We start from the raw sequence: 20,757 nt of genomic DNA on the forward strand, positions 1-20,757 counted from the left end.
TCTACGCCATTTATATTCTTTTTATATATTTTTAGAAATAAAAATCTATCCCTACTTATATTCATTATCTTTCTTATTTTATAAACTCAGACCCCAAAAAAAATGCGACCCGAAGGTCGCATTTATTCATTTGTTTAGGCTAATTAATTACCATTGGTAACCTACACCTACACCACCAGAGTAGTGACCAGCACTGTTTGCAGTACCATTCACTTTAAGGATAACTTTACCGTTATCACTTGCTCTTGAGTAGCCTACCGCTACTGCAGATGCGCCGCTATAAGCGCCACCTGCTACAGCAACCATTGATTTACCCGGAAGCATTACTTGTGGTAATGATGAAGCTGCCGCTGAGTTCGCACCGATACCACGAACACGTTTATCTAATTTAGATACACGGTTATCAATGTTCGCTACGTTTTGTGCAACACTTCTTAACTGACGTACGTTTACAGCGTCGTTATCAGCTTTACCATCTGCTACGTTGTTAATACGTATTTCAGATTTACCGTCTGCGCCCGTTACTTTGATTGCAGAACCGTGTTCATCTTGTACCGTACCAACTGTTGCAGTGTTACCGTCTTTGCCTACAGTGACTGTGTCAAATGTCGGTGTTGCTGAAGTTGCAATTGCAATATTTGAACCATCTTGAGTAATCTCGATGTTATTGCCTGCTTTCACGCCCACTGTATCGCCCATCGCAACGTTAGATTTCGATGCGCCAGTCACTTTACCAGTTGATCCTTCAACTGTGCCAGCTTCAATGTTCCAACCTTTCGCAACGTCATTTTGTAAGTTCGTTACGTTTTGGTTAGTTGCATGTAATTGGCTACCGTTTACAGCGTCCGTACTTGTTGCACTTACTTCACCCGCTTTCACGTTAGTAACTTTGTTACCACCGTTATTTAAACCATTGCTGGTTAAATTCACGAGTGAATCAGCGAAGCTTACGCCTTTCTCGGATACTTTCGTACCGCCGGCTGTTAAGCTACCGTCTTTGCCTAAATCAACATCCTTGTTTAAGCCCACTGTGAGTGAACCATTAGTTACGGTTGTAGTTACATTACCGTCACCTTTCACTTGGATTGTTTTACCAAGACTTTGTTTCACTTCAGTGCCATTGTCATCTGCTAAACCGAAACCACCGCCTTGCTCTGCGTCTGTTACGCTAGAGATAGCTGTTTGGAGGTCACCGATATTCGCAGCATTCTTCAATGTATCGCCTTTCGCATCTGCAAGTTTAGTACCACCTAAACCACTTTCTACGTTAGTGATTTGTTTGTTACCTGCATTGATGCCGGTTTCTGCAGAGATTTTCACATCACCCGCAGTTAAGCCGTCTTTCGCTAATGAGACTTTATCACCAACTTTCACACCGTCATTGTTCATGATAGTGTCGCCAGCTTTAATGCTACCGTCTTTACCTAAGTCAACATCTTTCGCTAAGCCAACAGTTACGTTTGTGCCATCGTTATTAATTTCGATGTTCTTACCGTTTGCAAAGTTTACAGTGTCACCCGGTTTAACGTTAGTTGAAACATTACCGTTAGTTTGAATGTTCCAGCCTTTATTAGCCACTTCGCTTACTGCATATAATTGGCTACCGTTTACTGCATCAGTACTTGTTGCATTCACGTCACCAGCAGCTACGTTAATAACTTTGTTACCGCCGTTATCTAAGCCTTTAGTAGTTAAGCTTACTGTATTACCACCGTTTGCCGGAGTAATCGTTAAGCCGTTACCTTCAACTACTGACTTATCACCACCTGCGTTAGTAAATGTTGCGCTCGTTAAATCCGTTAACGTTCTCGCCATCTTAATGATGAGTGCGCCATCTACGTTATCAACACGTAAGTTCTTATCAGTAACATCTGCCGCAGTGCTTAAGTTACCTTTAATAGTTAACGTTTCGTTAAGTTTCTTAGTAACTACTTTACCGTCGTCACCTACGAATTTTAAGCCATCGTTAAGGGTTGCAACTTCTTCCTGCTCACCATTTGGTGTTTCATAAACGATACGAGTTTTCGTTTCGCCATCTTTACCATCAACACCTGGTTTGCCTTGCTTAACAGTAATTGTGCCGTTAGAACCGTCTTTACCATTGATACCGATTGTGCCGTTTGCACCATCTAAACCAACACCGGTTTTACCGTCTTTACCGTTAACTGCAATTGCACCGTTGCCGTCTTTACCATTGATTGATACTGCATCTTGGCCATTTTCGCCTTTAATGCTGATACCATCTTTACCGCTGATAGAAACGCCATCTTTACCGTTTTCACCTTTAACAGTGATGACGCCAGGCTCTTTATCGTTACCCACTGTTACGTTGTTAGTTAAGCCGATTTGAAGTGCTTTCTTACCGTCTTTTTCAATAACTTCAGTTTTCACGCTACCGTCACCAATAACAGTAACTGTTTTACCTAAATCCGCTTTAACGTCGTTGTTATTTTCATCAGTTAAACCAAAACCACCGGTTGTCGCGTTAGTTAAGTTATTTACTGAATCTTTTAAGTCACCTACATTAACTGCGTTAGTTAAAACATCACCTGTTGCATTTGCAAGGTCGACTTTATCACCGTTACGGTTTACTAAGCCGCTTGTTACATTAGTAATTTGGTTATTACCATTGTTTAAGCCCTTATCAGTTAAGCTAACAGTCTTAGCTGCATCAGCACCTTTGATAGTTAAACCGTCTTTGTTAATTACAAGTTGGTCATTAACATCGTTACCAAATGTTGCTGTCGTTAAGTTAGTTAAGTTTTGTGCTAGTTTAACGATTAAGTCGCCACCTACGTTATCAACACGGATATTTTCAGCTGTTGCCGTATCAGCTTCAGCTAATCCGCCTTTAATGGTTAAGGTGCTATTTAGTTTCTTATCAATTACTTTGCCGTCGTTACCTACGAAGCTTAAACCGTCATTTAAGGTTGAAACGTTATGTTTAGTACCGTTTGCATCTGTATAAACGATACGAGTCATACCGTCTTTACCGTTTGCACCATCAGTACCGTCAACACCTGCTGCACCTTTCTCTACAGTAATTGCACCGTTAGAACCGTCTTTACCGTTGATACCGATTGAACCGTCTTTACCGTTTAAAGTAACGCCAGTTTTACCATCTGCACCTTTAACGCCGATTTCACCATCTTTACCGTCTTTACCACCAACTGTTAAGTTGTTGTTTAACGCGAAGGTTACGTTATTCGCATCTTTAGTGATAACGATGTTGCCATCTGTATTCGCTAAATCTACGGTTGCATTTGGCGTTACAGTCGTTTGGTTATTACCGTTATTAACTGTTAATTTCCAACCTGCATTTGCAGTTGCATTTACACGCTCTAATTGGTCTTTATTCACAGCATCTTTGCCGTCTTTACCATCAGCAACGTTAGTAATACGACCATCTTCTTTAAATGATACGCCGTCTTTACCGTCTGCACCTTTCAACGTTAAGCCGTTTTGACCATCTGCACCACGAGTGCCAACGATAGACATACCATCTTTGCCGTCTTTCGCAAATTTAACTTCTGCATCCTTACCGTCTTTACCGTCAACGATAATACCAGAGAAGGTTGGACGTTCTGCAATAACGATATTTAAACCTTTATCGCTTTCACGAACACCTACGTTACGATCTGACGCTGCATTTAAGCCAGCTTCAGTGTTGATACCACCTTTAATCGCTAAAGTATCGTTTAGTTTCTTAGCAATTACTTTGCCATCGTTACCAACGAAGTTTAAGCCATCGTTAAGTGTCGCAACTTCTTCTTTATCGCCGTTTGGTTTTTCGTAAACGATACGTGTTTTGCTTTCGCCATTTACGCCATCGTTACCATCAAGACCTTTAGCACCTTGAGCAACAGTAATATTTGCGCTTGCATTTTTACCGTCTTTGCCCGGAGCACCTGTTAAGCCGATAGAACCGTCTTTGCCGTTTAAAGTCACGCCGGTCGTGCCGTCTTTACCTTTAACACCAATAGAACCATCTTTACCATCCTTGCCATCTTTACCAGGACCACCAACGGTTAAGTCGCTGTTAAAGCCGAAGGTTACGTTATTACCATCCTTAGTAATAATGATGTTGCCATCTTTATTTGCTAAATCTACTGTCGCATTTGGCGTTACAGTTGATTCATTTGTACCATTATTAGTTAATTTCCAACCTGCTTTCGCTGTTGCATTAACTTTTTCTAATTGGTTTACATTTACGGCATCCGTACCGTTTAAGCCAGCTTTTACATTAGTAATTGTGTTATTACCGTTGTTTAAGCCTTTACCTGTTAAGCTTACTGAATCACCTGCTTTAGGTGTAATCGTTACACCATTACCACCGATAATTGTGTTGTTGCCAGCAGCATCTGTAAAGTTAGCGCTTGTTAAATCCGTTAACACTTTCGCCATCTTAACGATCAATTGACCGCCTTCATTATCAACACGTAAGTTCTTATCAGTTACTTCAGCAGTTGAAGTTAAGTTACCTTTAATTGCTAAGGTTTCGTTTAGTTTCTTAGCGATTGAAGTTCCTTTATCGCCTACAAAATGTAAGCCGTCTTTAAGGGTTGCAACTTCTTCTTTCTCACCATTCGGTTTTTCGTAAACGATACGAGTTTTGCTTTCGCCGTCTTTACCATCGTTGCCATCAATGCCTTTCGCACCTTTCTCAACTTTGATTGACGCTTTACCTTCTGCACCATCTTTACCGTCTTTGCCGTTTACACCGTCAACGCCGTTAAATACGATTGCATCTTTAGTAATTGTTGTACCATCTTTACCATCTGCGCCTTTAACACCGATAGTTCCGTCTTTACCATCCTTGCCATTTACAACTACATCGCCTTCTAAAGCAACAACTAATGCTTTATCCGCTGCGTCTGCTGTAACAGTAACACCGTCTTTACCTTTAATTTGGATAGTCTTACCTAAGTCTTGTTTAACTTCAGTACCTTTATCATCTTTTAAGCCAAAGCCGTCTGTTGTAATGTTTTTAACGGTTTCTTTTAAGTCACCTACGTTTACAGCATTTGTATCAACTGCATTTGTAAGATCTGCTTTGTTACCCGTTGCATCAGTTAAACCGCTTGTTACGTTAGTAATTTGGTTATTACCGTTATTTAAACCTTTATCAGTTAAGCTAACTGTGTTTTCAGGTTTATCTGCAGAGATAGTTACACCATCTTTACCTACAACCGTCTTATCTGTTGCTGTATTACCAAATGTTGCAGTTGTTAAGTTAGCTAAGTTTTGTGCTAATTTCACAACTAATGCGCCATCTTGGCTATCCACACGCACGTTCTCTGAACTTGCTGCCGCGTCGTTTGCTAATGAACCTTTAACGGCTAATGTGTCGTTAAGTTTCTTAGCAATCTTGTCGCCTTGGTTACCGATAAAGTTTAAGCCATCGTTAAGGGTTGCAACTTCTTCTTTAACTGGTTGACCATTATCGTCTTTAGTTTCATAAACGATACGAGTTTTGGTTTCACCTGGTTTGCCATCAAGGCCTGGTTTACCGTCTGCAACGCTGATATTAGCGCTTGCACCGTCTTTACCATCAGTACCACGAGGGCCTGTTAAACCGATTGAACCGTCTTTACCGTTTAGAACAACTGATGAACCGTCCTTACCGTTAACACCGATTTGACCGTCAACACCATCTTTACCGTCTTTGCCATCTTTACCTACAGTGAGGTTGTTATTTAAAGCAAAAGTAACGTTGTTATCGGTTGTACCTTTAGTAATTACGATATTACCGTCTGTGTTATTTAAGCTTACGTTGCCTTGAGGACCAACATTCGTTGAATTAGCACCGTTAGCAGAAATATTCCAACCTGCGTTTGCTGTTGCATTTACACGCTCTAACTGGTTAACGTTTACTGCATCAGTACCGTTTTTACCTTCAGCAACATTAGTAATTGTGTTATTACCATTGTTTAAACCTTTATCGGTTAAGCTAACTTTATCACCTGTATTTGGAGTGATTGTTACGCCATTACCACCGATAGTTGTGTTGCTATCTGCAGATGTGAAAGTTGCGTTAGTTAAATCTTTTAACTCTTTCGCCATCTTGATGATTAATTCACCTTTCTCGTTATCAACACGTAAGTTCTTATCAGTTACATTAGCATTTTCATCTAAGTTACCTTTAACTGCTAAAGTTTCGTTTAGTTTCTTAGCGATCACTTCGCCTTTATCACCAACGAATTTTAAGCCATCGTTAAGGGTTGCGACTTCTTCAGTAGTTGTTTTACCGTCTTTAGTTGTTTCATAAACGATACGAGTTTTACCATCCTTGCCATCAACGCCCGGTTGACCGTTTTTAACCGTAATCGAACCGTTTGCACCATCTTTGCCGTTTAAGCCGATTGTGCCGTCTTTACCGTTGATAGAGACGCCATCTTTACCGTTTTCACCTTTAACAGTGATTACGCCAGGTTCTTTATCGTTACCAACTGTTACTGTGCTATTTAAGCCGATTTGTAATGCTTTACCGTTGCCATCCGTAACAACTTGTGCATTCACACCATCTTTACCAGTAACTTTAATTGAAGTACCTAAATCCTGTTTAACTTCATTACCCGCTGAATCTTTAAGACCGAAACCACCGGTTGTTGCATTGGTTAAATCTTTAACCGTATTTTGTAAGTCACCAACGTTTACCGCATTTGTTAATGTTGTGCCGTTAGCATCTTTTAATGCAACTTTATTACCATCGTTACCCACTAAACCACTTGAAACGTTCGTAATAATGTTATTACCGTTGTTTAAGCCGTTTTCAGTTAAGCTAACTGTCTTAGTTGCATCAGCACCTTTGATTGTTAAACCATCTTTGTTAATTACAAGTTGGTCATTCGCATCTTTACCAAATGTTGCTGTCGTTAAGTTAGTTAAGTTTTGTGCTAATTTAACGATTAAGTCGCCATTTACGTTATCAACACGGATATTTTCCGCTGTTGCCGCCCCCGCTTCTGCTAATTCACCTTTAATGGTTAAGGTTTCATTTAGTTTCTTAGCAACCGCACCGCCTGTATTTCCTACAAAGCTTAAGCCATCATTTAAAGTAGAAACGTTATGTTTAGTGCCGTTAGGATCTGTGTAAACGATACGCGTCATGCCGTCTGTACCATTTGCACCGTCTTTACCATCAACACCAACTGGACCTTTCGCTACAGTAATTGTGGCTTTCACACCATCTTTACCATCAGCACCTTTAGGACCAGTTAAGCCGATTGAACCGTCTTTACCGTTAAGAACAACTGCTGAGCCATCTTTACCGTTAACACCGATTGAACCGTCTTTGCCGTCTTTACCACCAACTGTTAAGTTGCTGTTTAAAGCGAAAGTAACATTGTTGTTATCTTTAGTAATAACGATGTTGCCATCTTTATTTGCTAAATCTACCGTTGCTTTTGGTGCTACATTTGAGCTGCTTGTGCCATTAACTGTTAAGTTCCAACCTGCTTTAGCTGTTGCATTAACTTTCTCTAATTGGCTTACGTTTACTGCATCAGTAGCGTCCTTACCTGCTGCGACATTAGTAATTGTGTTACCGCCATTATTTAAGCCGTTATTGGTTAAACTTACGGTTTTATCTGTACTGCCGTTAGCCGGCGTAATTGTAATGCCATTGCTATTAATAGTTGTATTTGCATTACCCGCCGTAAAATTAGCGCTTGTTAAATCTTTTAATGTTTTCGCTAATTTAACTTCTAATTTACCTTCAGAACCAACTACACCAATATTTTTATCAGATAAGTTAGTTTCTTCAGCACCGCCAACAATGCTTAATGTTTCACCTAATTTACGATGGACATTAACATTTGTGTTATCACCAACAAAGTTTAAGCCTTTCGCCGTTAAATCATTACCTAAGTTAGTAATATTTGTTTTTAAAGTATTGTGTGAAGACTGTAATTGATCTTCTGTTGCAGCTTGACCAGAAACGATATTATTCGGATCAAAAGTCTTATTCGTTAAACCATTAACTGTACCTTTAGTACCATCAATAGTTACTTTCTTATCACCAGAACCAATATTCACGGTGTTATTTAAATCAAATGTCACATTATTATTCGCATCTTTAGCGATTTTAATGTTGCCATCTTTATTGTTTAGACGAACCGTTGCATTTGGTGCAATATTCGATTTTTCATCGTTATTGACCGCTAAGTTCCAGCCAGCTTTAGCTGTTGCGTTAACTTTTTCTAATTGGCTTACATTTACAGCATCCGTCGCATCTGTACCTGCAGAAACATTCGTGATTTTGTTGCCACCATTGTTTAAACCATTTTCAGTTAAACTAACATCTGTTTTACCTGGCGCAGCTTTAACTGTTACCCCGCTATTACTAACGGTAGTATTACCTGTAGTTACAGAACCATCTTTAGTTAAATCTAACGTATTGTTTAAATTAACTTTTACTTTACCGTTATCAACGGTAGTATTGATATTTTTATTACCGCCAACAACCTCGATTTTCTCACCTAGTTGTTTAGTAACATTGTTACCGTCTTCGGCTTGTAAACCGAAACCACCGGCTACTTTATTCGATAAGTTTGTAACATTTTGGTTTGTCGCATAAAGTTGACTACCATTAATCGCCTGTTTACTATCCGCCGAAAGCGTACCGTTTGATACGTTATTCACAACGTTATCACCCAGATCAATCGTCGCACCGTTAGCAACGGTTAAACCATTGTTTGCAGTAACATTACTAAAAGTAACATCTTTCTTAGTCGCAATTACAACCGATTTATCATCAGCAATTGAAACGTTGATATTATTACCTGCTTTAAAGTTAGCGGTTTTATTTATCGGAGTAACATCTTTCGCTTTTTGACCTTCAACTTGTAATTCCCAACCTGCTTGAACCGTAGTATTTAGATTGTTAATACTATTTGTATTGTTAGTTACATTTTGGTTAGTTGTATATAATTGGCTACCGTTTACTGCATCTTTACTGTTTGCACTAACATCACCAGCAGTTACATTTGTGATTTTCTTATCACCTGCATCAATGCCGTTCTTAGTTACTGACGGACCGCCAGTAATAGTTAAACCCTCTTTATTAACAGTCGTATCACCAATCTTTACTGACCCATCGTTAGTTAAATTTAACGTGTTGTTTAGATTAATTGCGATCTTGCCGTCTTTAACGGTTGTATTAATATTGCTATTACCACCGACTACAGAAACATTTTCACCTAACTTCTTATTAACTACATTATTGTCTTGGGCTTGTAGTCCGAAGCCTTTGGCAATGGTATTTGTATTGTTAGTAATGTTATCTGCGTTTTTGGTGATATTATTTGCATTGTTGATAATATTTTGTTTGTTATTAGCAATATCGTTTTTAACTTTATCAGCTAACTTGAACTTTACTTCACCATTTTTTGCTTCAGTCACAATTTCATCTTGCGTACCAGCAAATTTAATTGGCTCACTTAATTTGTTTGTACCGTTACCTGTATCACCTGCATAGCTAACATTTGCGTTTACTTTTAAGTCGTAAACATTAGCACCATTGTTAGTTGAATTTGTAATAGTTACAGAACCGTCTGTTGACTTAACTTGAGTACGGCCACCATCCACATACTTTTTGGTTGTTGCATCGTTATCTTCAGTTGGTGTACCAACATTAGTAATACGGTTGCCACCCATATCAATGGTTGCACTCGGAGTAACAGTGAAATTATTTACTTTTGTGTTACCTGTTACATTCAAATCACCAGTATTAACTTTGTTTGATGTAACATTTGTAAACGTCACATCGTCTTTGGTTGCGAACGTTAAGTTTTGATCTTGTTGGCTTAACTTAACGTTTTTACCCGCAATAAACTTAACAGTTTCACCATTAATAACTCTAGCATCTGTCGTACCACTAACTTCACCGCCATCCGCATTCGCAGTAGTAACGTTCCATCCTTTACTTACTACATTTGCCACTGCATATAATTGGCTGCCGTTAATTGCATCTGTAGAATCAGCCGTTACTCGGCCTGCCGCTACATTTTGGATCTGACGTTCATAACCTTTAGTACCAACAGAAACAACACTACCATTTGCTTCTTTACCTGCAAAATCCCCATAAGTAATATCACCAATTGTAGTATTTTGTGTAGGTGTTGCTGCCGTAGTTACAGATTTTTGACCCAATGCGACAGAGTTCGTAATATTAGCTTCTGAATATGAACCTAACGCAGTTGTATTTGCTGCCGTTGCATTTGCTAAACGGCCAAAGGCACTTGCCTGAGCTTCTTTAGCGAGCGCCTCTGTACCTACTGCACTAGAATCTTTACCACTTGCAATTGCTTTATATCCTGCTGCAAGCGCATTCTGCTGGTTGGACAACGCTGAACGACCAATTGCGGTACCATTAGCCATAGTAACATTAGCTTCCGTACCTACTGCCGTAGCATTTTCACCTGTCACGCTTGAATTCATACCTACGGTAATAGCATTCTTAGCCGTCGAATTGGCGTTTTCACCAATTGACATGCTACCGACTTTATCCGCCTTGCTATTGGTACCAATTGCAACCGTACTATCTGAAAGAGCTTTTGAATCGCTACCAATCGCTACCGCTTTTGCACCCGTAGTATTTGCCGATGTACCTAATGCAATTGATTTTTCACCATTAGTTTTCGCCGTTACGCCAAAGGCAATTGAACTATTACCGGTGGACGTTGCATTAAAACCGAATGCTACAGATGAATTTGAATTTGCACTTGCCGTCGTACCTAATGCAAAAGCATTTTTGGCTTTTGCCGCAGCAGTTGTGCCTAACGCAAAAGAATCATCACCTAATGCACGGCTATTAGTGCCGAAAGAAAACGCTCTTTGCGCACTTTTAGTACTATTAGCAGAAAGCACATTAGAACTTAAGTAAGCATCATAAACAGTATCATAAACGCCAGTAGTCGAATTCGAACCTAGCGCAAATGAATCATTCCCGTTTGTTTTCGCCGAAGTACCAATAGCAAATGAGCGATCACCATTTGATTGGGTATTATTCATTCCATCATACTTAGTTCTTCTTGCTTCTCCGATATTTTGTGCATCTAATGTCACATGATCTGCCGCACCAATCGCAAATGATTGTTTACCTTTTGCCGTTGCAGAGGAACCTATTGCCACACTTGAGCGCCCATCAGACCATGCCGTTGAACCAATTGCCGTTGAATAATCACCAATTGCAGCCGATTGACGCATTGCTGCAAAAGCGTTAAACCCCGCGGCTCTTGATGAAGTACCTAAAGCAATGGATCCGATATCCGTAGATTGAGAATATGCACCGATTGAAATTGCTAAACCACCGGTTGCTTTTGCATAATCGCCGATAGCAATACCATTTGAGAAATTACGCCCTGTTACTGATGTTGTACTAGTATTTGCACCAATGGCAATACCCGTAGAACATAAAGTGGTATAATTCTGTGCTGTTGATGCTGTTGTCGTATTTGCGGATGCATTTTCATAAGATTTACTCCCCGGATTATAATAATTATATGGGTAAGTTACTCCGCTCGATTCATATGAAGCAACTGTTTGATTGCTAACAGTCCCATTATCATTAACTTTGCCAATTAAGATAACCGCCTCCGCTTCCATCGGAGCAAACGAACCGATCGCAATCGTGCCAACGGCTGCGACTTGAAGGGCAGCAGCAACGGCTACCGTTGCTGTTTTAACCGCTGCTGTTTTATTAGAAACGTCTTTGACGTCCGAGACAGTAGAGGCAGCTTTGCCTTTACTACGGGCGAGTTCAGACACGACAACGAGAGAATTCGTTACCGTGCTCCAAACCACTTTATAAATGTGGTTCATACAATACTCCTAAATTTAATATACATCATTCCAACATAATGAAAGTGACAGATTATACTTTCATTAATTTAATATTTTCTAATCCTTGTGATTAAAAAAGAAAATTTATGATTCTTACACTCATAAGAACAGATCGCATTATATATTTGTTGAATAAAAAAACAAATTAATTCAACAAAAGAACTCAGACCACAGTCAACATTTACACTAATGTAAATTAATTAACAAAAAATGACAATAAACCTGATAGGTAAAAATCATAAAAATATTAAAAAACTTAATAAAATCAATTGATTATAAACAAGTTAAAAGCCTAAAATCTATAAAAAACAATTTTAAAAATTAGCATAGAACAACTTATCAGCCCCAAAAACCATATTTTCTGATGAAAAAAAATACACTAAGAAACAATTAAATTATGCATCAAAATTTATTTTGAAATTAATTGAACTTATTCAAAAACTTAAAATCTAACATAAATTTATATTCAACATAGAGTTATTTTTCATCATAAAATAAATAAAAAACGAGCATTTTTGATTAAAAAACAGAACAACATTGCTTAGAAATAAACAAGCGCAAACGATTAACTCATTTTGTGGCTATTTATGATAAAAAACTTATTTCCTCTTTTATAGATTTGCGCCTTTATTTATATATTTATCCTGTGAGCAGATGAAATTCGTACAAATTTTAAGAACCTAAATTTCCCTTTAATTTAAATTGGAAAAGAATTTAACCATGCTCCTCTCCTACTTTTCTGGCTATAACAAACAACTTTCTTCTACTTATCTCAATCCAAGGAAAAAGAGGCAACAGAGAGCCTAATGATGAAAAATCTGCTTTTGAAATTACAATCAGAAGATGAGAAAGGTTGGAGTGATGAAGCAGAAGCTATCTATACTGATAGAAGAATTGCAAAATTTTGGTGAAATTTGACCGCTTGTTATAAAAAAGAAAGCCCCAACCATAGGTTAGGGCTTGTTGATATTTGCAGTAAAGCTAGCTAGCGATAGTGAGCTGGCCTGCATATAGAATGAAGTAACGCAAGCAAAGCACGCCAATCAAATCTAGAATAGAAATTAAAACGATAAACTTCACGTTATGTTTTAATTGATGGCTACCAAAGATATTCGCCACTAACGGGATTAAAATACCGATAAACAGCACGCCAATCCAGAAGATTGCGCCCCAGAAGCCGGATAAAGCATTATGTAAGGCTAATTGTTTATCTGCGCCACCGAAGTGCAAACCAACAAAGAACGCCACTAATAAACCTAATTCGGTAACCATAATCGGAACTTCGAATTTATGGATAAAGTGAACTTCTTTGCTTTCGCCGGATAATTTACCCGCAAGTAAAATGACGAGGAATGTCGCCGCAATACCGGAAGATGTACCTGATGCTAAAAATAACGCCGGTAATACGGGGTTATTCAGCATTGGATAACTGATTAAGGCTGAAAGTAAGAAGCCGGTATAAGCACCTAGTACGGCAGCGAAGACGAAGAGGATAAACTCAACCGCTTTTAAGCCTTTGCTTTCAACAACATCAATCCAATTTAAAATAAATTTAAATGCCGGTAAGTAACGGTTCACTAACACTGCCACCCAATCTTTGAACATAATGGCGATCCATATAACCAGCACCGCCATATAAAGTTGGAACAACATTACCCCCATCGACATTACAGAACTGAAGTTATAGTTAAACATTAACTTCCAGAATGTCCACGGTTTAGTTAGGTGGAAAATAAGCAAAGTTAAACCGATTAAAGTTGGAATAGTTCCTAAAATAGCGGCACTGCGGATTACCCAGTTTTCACTATTTTTTTCGATTTTATTACCGCTATTACGGTAAGCGATCGCTAACTGCACTGTGCCTGATGAAATACCTAATAAGAAAAGGTAAATCGCAATGGTGCTATCCCACACTAAATTCGGGGTTTGGAATGGAATATAGTCGTTCATTATCTATGTTCCCCCTTGCCAAATGGAATGTGGTATAAGTTCGGCTCTGTACCTAAAGCTACTTTAGTACGATACACTGGGTTCTCGTGTACTTTTTGGTACACTTCGCTAGTGCGATCGTTCATATCACCAAAAGTTAATGCTTTAGTTGGACAAGCTTCTACACAAGCAGGTTGTTTGCCTTCCGCAAGATTGGTATCACGACAGAAGTTACATTTATCTGCTGATTTTTTCTCCGGATGAATAAAACGTACGCGGTATGGACAAACTGCAATGCAGTATTGGCAACCGACACATAAGTCTGAATGAACATCAACAATGCCTGTTTCCCGATCGACAAATGATGCACCGGTCGGACAAACGGCTACACAAGGTGCGTTTGTACAGTGTTGGCAAGATTGACGGAAAAATTCATACTCTACGTTAGGGAATTCACCATACGGTTCGCTACGGATAATTTCTAAACGAGAAACACCTTCCGGTACTTTATTCGTTGTACGGCATGCGTCCATACAAGCAGTACAACCAATACAAGAGGTTTCATCGTGCACCATCGCATAGCGAATTTTTTTCTCTTCTTTCTCAGTAGCAAGAGTTACTGAGGTAGCAAGCCCAGTACTTGCTACGACAGCGATAGCACCTGCCCCTGAGACGAAGTCTCTACGGGTGCAAGTCATTATTTATTTTCCTTTGCTTTGAGTGAGTCCATTTCAGGGGTTTTAAATTCGCCTGCATGGATTTTCGTATGACAATCCGTACAAAGTTTAATACGTTGTTTTTCAGGAATGCCTTTCATCGGTTCTTTTTCCGGGTGAAGTTCATGACAGTTAGTACATGAGATTTTCGTTGCATGGGTATCATGCGCCCAGAATTTTTCACGTAATTTGTCTGCCGTATGACAAGCGACACACACTTGGTTTTGTTCGTTCACCGAACGTTCAAGTGAAGGATTGCTTGCTTTACCGTGCGGATTAAAACGCATTACGTCTTTTACACCTTTGCGGTGATTTTCAGAAATATTACCGTGGCAGCTTACACAAGTGATTGACTCGCCATTATTCGGGCTTTTCACATCTTTTTGGAAGTGTTTGCCCGCATGGTGGAACAGTTTGCCGGTTGCGTTTGCTGATTCGTGACATTGCACACAGTATTTATTTGGATCACGGCGTGCATCTTCTGCAATTTGTGCATCGCTTGCTTGCTCAGCCCAAAGTGGTTTCGGCTGTTGCGGCATTTCCGCTTGGGAAGCGGTTGAAATCGCAAAAAAACTTGCAAATACGACCGCTTGGAGGGCGATTGTTCGCCCTGCTTTTGAGATAATGTTTTTCATAATTTCACCTCAAGCTTCTATTATTTCGCTTCTGCTTTTGGTGCTACAACCGCTTTTGGTTCTTCTACTGCCGGTAATAAGCCTTTTTTACGAGCTTCCGCATCCCATTGTGGAACCACTGTACGTAAGAATTCATCTTTCGCCGCTTGGTCTTTAGGAATATCTAAGCCAATCGCTTTTTGTGCTTTTTCTTTAGTAGAGATATCAGGAATTGCTACTGGAGTAGTTACGCCGTGTTTCGCCAATACTACACCTAATTTCGCACGCGCATCCGCTGCACGGTCGATACCGGTTGCAATTACGTGTAACATTACGTCAGGTGCGTGCATATGACTACCGTGACCCGCTGCTGAGTAGTCCCAACGCCATTGAGCATGACGAATTGCTGTTAACACATCTTTCATTTCTTCTTGAGTTGCACCCGCTTCCCAAGCTGCTTTCGCTTCAAAGTGTGCTTTCACTAATTGGTCTTCTAAACGAATCATCGCTTCTTTCACTTGGTGTTTATGCTCTTTCACACGTTTCTCAAGTGTTTCTTTGCTTTGCTCGTGACAGGTTTTACAAGTCGCATCAAATTGATCGAACGGGTTACCAATTTTGTGATCCGTATAAACTTTACCGTCTTTATCTTTCACTTTCGGCATATGACAGTCGATACAAGTTACACCGTTTTTACCGTGAACACCTTGCGACCAGATTTCAAAATCAGGGTGCTGAGTTTTTAACATCGGTGCTTTAGATAATGCGTGAGTCCAGTCGGCAAATTGGAGCTCATCATAATATTTTTCAATGCTATCTACATCTACGCCTTTATCCCATGGGAAAGTTACATCTGTTTTGCCTTTGAAGTAGTACTCTACGTGGCAGTTCGCACATACTGCTACACGTTTACCGTGTTTATCTAAGTCTTCAAATTTCCACCCCACCGTTTCTAAAGCACGTAATACGTGTGGACGAGCAACGCGTAATGCCGGTTTGCCTTCTTCAAACTCTTTTGAGGTTGTATCGTGACAGTCTGCACAACCGATTGAGTTCACGATTTCAGCACCGTATTTTGCCCATTTAGGATCAAAATAGCCACGCTCACCTTTTTCTTCAATTAAACGAGGTACATCGGGGCTTTTACATGTCCAGCAAGCCATTGGTTGTGGACCGTCGTTTTCATCTTTCGGCGCACCGGTACGTAAAATTTCACGTACGTCTGTTACAGCATAGTAGTGACCACGAGGTTTGTTATAGTCTTTTGCAAACGCATAACCCGCCCATAACACAACATAACGAGGATCCACCGCTAACGCACTACCACGGTCAGTTGACTCTGAAGTCGCTTTCCATGAGTTATACTGAAGCGGGTATTTTTCAGCAAATTTGTGGTTTACTGATTCTACTACCACACCTAATTTTTCATGTTTTAAAGCTTTATCGGTTAAAGATGGTGATTTCGCTTCCTCTGCCCATGCTGACGATGATAAACACCCCAACATTACAATGGTTGCCATTGCTAATTTTTTAGTTAAACGTTTCACGTTGTGTCCCCCACAAAATGCTGATAGAAATGAGAATTTTTCTTATTAAAAACAATAAGATAAACATTGCGTTTCACGCGTGAGCATAGAATAAAATAGATAATATTTACTAGGTGAATCTTAACTTTTATTGAAATAAATCAACAAAAAAATCACAAATACTCCTTAAGAGGTATGCATTTTTCGCTTACCTAACCATCCCTTTTTATGATTTGCTGTAATAAAAGAAATATAAATCAGACTGGGCTAAATTGACTTTTTTATAATTGTTCTTAAAATAAACAATAACCAACTAAAAAAGTAGGATTTTTTATTTTGCAGGAGTAATCATGAAAATCGCCGTTTACAGCACTAAAAATTACGATCGTAAATATCTCGAATTAGCCAATCAACAATATGGCTTTCAACTTGAATTCTTTGATTTTATGCTAAGTGAACGCACCGCCAAAATGGCAGAAGGTTGCCAAGCGGTGTGTATTTTCGTAAATGATGATGCAAGCACTAATGTTTTGGAATCACTAGCTAAAGCAGGTGTAAAAATTGTGGCGCTACGCTGCGCCGGTTTTAACAACGTTGATTTAAAAGCAGCTCAAAAACTCGGTTTACAAGTTGTGCGTGTGCCGGCTTATTCACCGGAAGCGGTTGCCGAGCACGCAGTTGCATTAATGCTAAGTTTAAATCGCCGTATCCACCGTGCTTATCAACGCACACGAGATGCAAATTTCTCTTTAGAGGGCTTAATTGGCTTTAATATGCATGGTAAGACGGTCGGTATTATTGGTACCGGCAAAATTGGGTTGGCAACAATGCGGATCCTCAAAGGTTTCGGTATGGATATCTTAGCTTTCGATCCGTTTAAAAACCCTGCTACCGAAGCGATCGGTGCTAAGTATGTCGAGCTTGATGAGCTGTATGCGAAATCTCACATTATCAGTTTGCACTGCCCTGCGACACCGGAAAATTATCATTTATTAAATAAGCAGGCTTTTGACAAAATGCGAGACGGCGTGATGATTATTAATACCAGTCGTGGCGGGTTAATTGATTCTTCTGCTGCAATTGAAGCCTTAAAACAACAACGCATCGGTGCATTAGGGATGGATGTCTATGAAAATGAACGTGATTTATTCTTCGAAGATAAATCGAACGATGTCATTTTAGATGATGTTTTCCGCCGTTTATCTTCTTGTCATAACGTCTTGTTTACCGGACACCAAGCATTTTTGACAGCTGAAGCGTTAACCAATATTTCAGAAGTCACGCTAAGTAATATTCAACATATTCATAATAATGAAGTGTGTCCAAATCTAGTGTTAGCATCTTAACCCCAACAAGCGGTCAATTTTGCATATTTTTTTGCAAATTTTACGCCAAAATTGATCGCTTTCTTTCCAAATCTGCTTTCTCTAATTCTAAATTTCCAGCATTTTTGCTGATTACAGGTTTAAAAATCCTTAAATCTATGTTATCAATAACGCCTTTAATTTTATAAATTTAATTAAATAATTATAACTAGGACACAACAAAAATGAACGGTGCAAATTTAGTCATTGAAAGTCTAAAAGCACAGGGTGTGACCACGCTATTCGGTTATCCGGGCGGTGCGATTATGCCTACTTATGATGCGCTTTACGACTCAGGTTTAGATCATTTATTAGTTCGCAATGAACAGGGTGCGGCAATGGCTGCAATTGGATATGCGCGTGCAACGGGCAAAGTGGGTGTTTGTATCGCGACATCCGGTCCCGGTGCAACCAACCTAATTACCGGCTTGGGTGATGCGGCATTAGATTCAATTCCGGTAGTGGCAATTACTGGTCAAGTTGCTTCACATTTAATCGGTACGGACGCTTTCCAAGAAGCGGATGTACTAGGTCTTTCACTCGCTTGTACCAAACATAGTTTCATCGTTCAAAACGTAGAAGAATTACCTGAAATTATCGCACGTGCATTCCAAATCGCACAAAGCGGTCGCTCGGGTCCCGTGTTAGTCGATATTCCTCGTGATGTGCAATTAGCTCCAACGTCAGGCAAACCGATTGTTTATCCGAAACAAGCGCCGAGCACTCAAAATGCCGAAAATCTGGCACAAGCCAAAACACTTATCGCTCAAGCTAAACGCCCGGTATTATATGTCGGTGGCGGTGTCGGTATGGCTGGCGGCGTACAAGCGGTCAGAAATTTCTTAAAAATTACCAATATGCCATCTGTCTCCACCTTAAAAGGTTTAGGCACCATCGAAGCGGATGCGCCGCTTTATATGGGGATGATTGGTATGCACGGTACCAAAGCGGCAAACTATGCGGTACAAGAATGTGATCTGCTGATTGCTTGCGGTGCACGTTTTGATGACCGAGTAACCGGTAAACTCGATACCTTCGCGCCATATGCCAAAGTAATTCATATTGATATTGATAGCGCTGAAATTAACAAATTACGTAAAGTACAGGTTGCATTACAAGGCGATCTAATTGAAGCGGTAAATGCTTTAGCGCAACCACTAGATATCGCTCCTTGGCGTGAAGATGTTAAACGCTTAAAAGCAGACTTAGATTTCCAATATGTTGATAATGCGGGTGAAGGCGATATAGATGCCAAAGCATTATTAAACACACTTTCACAACGTAAACCGAAAAATGCGATTATCACCACTGACGTTGGTCAACACCAAATGTGGTCGGCACAACATTTACAGCATTTTGCGCCGGAAAATTTCATTACCTCGGCAGGCTTCGGTACGATGGGCTTCGGTTTGCCAGCAGCAGTCGGAGCGGTAAAAGCACGCCCGAATGATCCTGTGATTTTAGTCACCGGTGACGGCTCAATTATGATGAATATTCAGGAATTGGGTTCTATTAAACGTGGTAACTTACCTGTTAAAATTTTATTACTGGATAACCAACGTTTAGGTATGGTGCGCCAATGGCAATCGCTCTTCTTCCACGGTCGTCACAGTAACACGATTTTAGATGATAACCCTGATTTCGTAGTGCTTGCTTCAGCATTTGGTATTAAAGGCGAACGTATTAAGAAAGCTAGTGAAGTCTCTGATGCGTTAGACCGCTTACTAAATGCGGAAGGTGCTTACTTATTACACGTTTGTATTCCGGAAGAAGATAACGTATGGCCGCTTGTGCCGCCGGGTGCTTGTAATACGGATATGCTGGACGATGAAGTTTAGGTGTTGAGGAGAATAATAATGCAACGTTACGATTTAACTATTAAAGCTAATACACGTCCTGAAACACTTGAACGTATTTTACGAGTGATTCGCCACCGAGGTTTTGGGGTACTGAACCTGCAAGCGGTTAATTCCGGCGAAGAAATTGCAATTCAGCTCACTCTACAGAGCCAACGTGATATTTCGTTACTTACCGCACAACTTGAAAAATTATTTGATGTCTTAGCGGTGAGCTAACTAATCAGGGATAGCGTCAAAGCGAAATACTGTATAAAATAAAAGACTGTTTGGCGAAGCAATACTGTTTCGCCCATTTTACCAACCATTTATTGATCAATAAGGAAATAAAATGGCAGATTTTAACAAAATCTTAACTCCGGGTGATGTTGATGCAGGTATAATCAACGTCGTAAACGAAATTCCAGAAGGCAGCTGCCACAAAATTGAATGGAACCGTAAATTAGGTGCATTCCAATTAGACCGTGTTGAACCGGCTATCTTCGCAAAACCGACTAACTACGGTTTCATTCCACAAACATTAGATGAAGACGGCGATGAATTAGATGTGTTATTAATTACACGCCAACCGTTAGCAACAGGTGTATTCCTTGAAGCGAAAGTTATCGGTGTAATGAAATTCGTTGATGACGGCGAAGTAGATGACAAAATCGTATGTGTACCGGCAGACGACCGTGACTCAGGTAATGCATATAACTCATTAGCAGATTTACCAGCACAATTAATCAAACAAATCGAATTCCACTTCAACAACTACAAAGCACTGAAAAAACCAGGTTCAACTGTTGTTCAACACTGGGGTGATGTAGAAGAAGCGAAAGAAGTTATTCGTGAATCAATCAAACGTTGGGACGAGCAAAAATAATCTTCCCGCGTAAAAATAAAGGCAATTCACTTCGAATTGCCTT

General features: G+C 39.8%; 9 protein-coding genes. 4 read left to right on the forward strand and 5 right to left on the reverse strand.

All coding sequences use genetic code 11. The features are described from left to right. Positions 1–147 precede the first annotated feature (147 nt). The 5 genes from C228_RS0103155 to nrfA form a co-directional block, all read right to left on the reverse strand. Positions 148–11,823, reverse strand: coding sequence for a YadA-like family protein (locus tag C228_RS0103155; RefSeq protein ID WP_018651253.1), 11,676 nt, complete (start codon positions 11,821–11,823; stop codon positions 148–150). Positions 11,824–12,825: 1,002 nt separating this feature from the next. After that, positions 12,826–13,794, reverse strand: a complete 969-nt coding sequence (gene nrfD / locus C228_RS0103165) for a cytochrome c nitrite reductase subunit NrfD (protein ID WP_018651255.1) — start codon at positions 13,792–13,794, stop codon at positions 12,826–12,828. Next, positions 13,794–14,471: a cytochrome c nitrite reductase Fe-S protein gene (gene nrfC, locus C228_RS0103170; protein WP_018651256.1), complete on the reverse strand. Its 678-nt coding sequence runs from the start codon at positions 14,469–14,471 to the stop codon at positions 13,794–13,796. The genes nrfD and nrfC overlap by 1 nt, the downstream gene beginning before the upstream one ends. Further along, entirely contained in the window at positions 14,471–15,124 is a 654-nt protein-coding gene (nrfB, locus tag C228_RS0103175) for a cytochrome c nitrite reductase pentaheme subunit (RefSeq protein ID WP_018651257.1), read from the reverse strand. Before nrfB ends, nrfC begins: the two co-directional genes overlap by 1 nt. Positions 15,125–15,144: 20 nt before the next feature. Beyond that, positions 15,145–16,650, reverse strand: coding sequence for an ammonia-forming nitrite reductase cytochrome c552 subunit (gene nrfA, locus C228_RS0103180; protein ID WP_018651258.1), 1,506 nt, complete (start codon positions 16,648–16,650; stop codon positions 15,145–15,147). Between the two features lie 329 nt (positions 16,651–16,979). Here nrfA and C228_RS0103185 point away from each other — a divergent pair, with 329 nt between their 5' ends. From C228_RS0103185 to C228_RS0103200, 4 genes are all read left to right on the forward strand, one after another. Then, on the forward strand, positions 16,980–17,975 hold the full coding sequence (locus C228_RS0103185) for a 2-hydroxyacid dehydrogenase (RefSeq protein ID WP_018651259.1): 996 nt from the start codon (positions 16,980–16,982) through the stop codon (positions 17,973–17,975). Positions 17,976–18,178: 203 nt separating this feature from the next. Then, positions 18,179–19,831, forward strand: coding sequence for an acetolactate synthase 2 catalytic subunit (gene ilvG / locus C228_RS0103190; protein ID WP_018651260.1), 1,653 nt, complete (start codon positions 18,179–18,181; stop codon positions 19,829–19,831). 18 nt (positions 19,832–19,849) lie between these two features. Next, positions 19,850–20,068, forward strand: coding sequence for an acetolactate synthase 2 small subunit (gene ilvM, locus C228_RS0103195; RefSeq protein ID WP_018651261.1), 219 nt, complete (start codon positions 19,850–19,852; stop codon positions 20,066–20,068). 112 nt (positions 20,069–20,180) lie between these two features. Further along, complete coding sequence (locus C228_RS0103200) at positions 20,181–20,714, forward strand: inorganic diphosphatase (protein ID WP_018651262.1); 534 nt, start codon at positions 20,181–20,183, stop codon at positions 20,712–20,714. Positions 20,715–20,757 lie beyond the last annotated feature (43 nt).

The sequence above is a fragment of the Actinobacillus capsulatus DSM 19761 genome (assembly GCF_000374285.1).
GTDB classification, from domain to species: Bacteria; Pseudomonadota; Gammaproteobacteria; order Enterobacterales; family Pasteurellaceae; genus Actinobacillus; species Actinobacillus capsulatus.

What these genes read in the sequence shown, in the direction of transcription:
- C228_RS0103155 (WP_018651253.1), bottom strand. Translation starts at nt 11,823, where the DNA reads ATGAACCACATTTATAAAGTGGTTTGGAGCACGGTAACGAATTCTCTC.
- nrfD (WP_018651255.1), bottom strand. Translation starts at nt 13,794, where the DNA reads ATGAACGACTATATTCCATTCCAAACCCCGAATTTAGTGTGGGATAGC.
- nrfC (WP_018651256.1), bottom strand. Translation starts at nt 14,471, where the DNA reads ATGACTTGCACCCGTAGAGACTTCGTCTCAGGGGCAGGTGCTATCGCT.
- nrfB (WP_018651257.1), bottom strand. Translation starts at nt 15,124, where the DNA reads ATGAAAAACATTATCTCAAAAGCAGGGCGAACAATCGCCCTCCAAGCG.
- C228_RS0103185 (WP_018651259.1), top strand. Translation starts at nt 16,980, where the DNA reads ATGAAAATCGCCGTTTACAGCACTAAAAATTACGATCGTAAATATCTC.
- ilvG (WP_018651260.1), top strand. Translation starts at nt 18,179, where the DNA reads ATGAACGGTGCAAATTTAGTCATTGAAAGTCTAAAAGCACAGGGTGTG.
- ilvM (WP_018651261.1), top strand. Translation starts at nt 19,850, where the DNA reads ATGCAACGTTACGATTTAACTATTAAAGCTAATACACGTCCTGAAACA.
- C228_RS0103200 (WP_018651262.1), top strand. Translation starts at nt 20,181, where the DNA reads ATGGCAGATTTTAACAAAATCTTAACTCCGGGTGATGTTGATGCAGGT.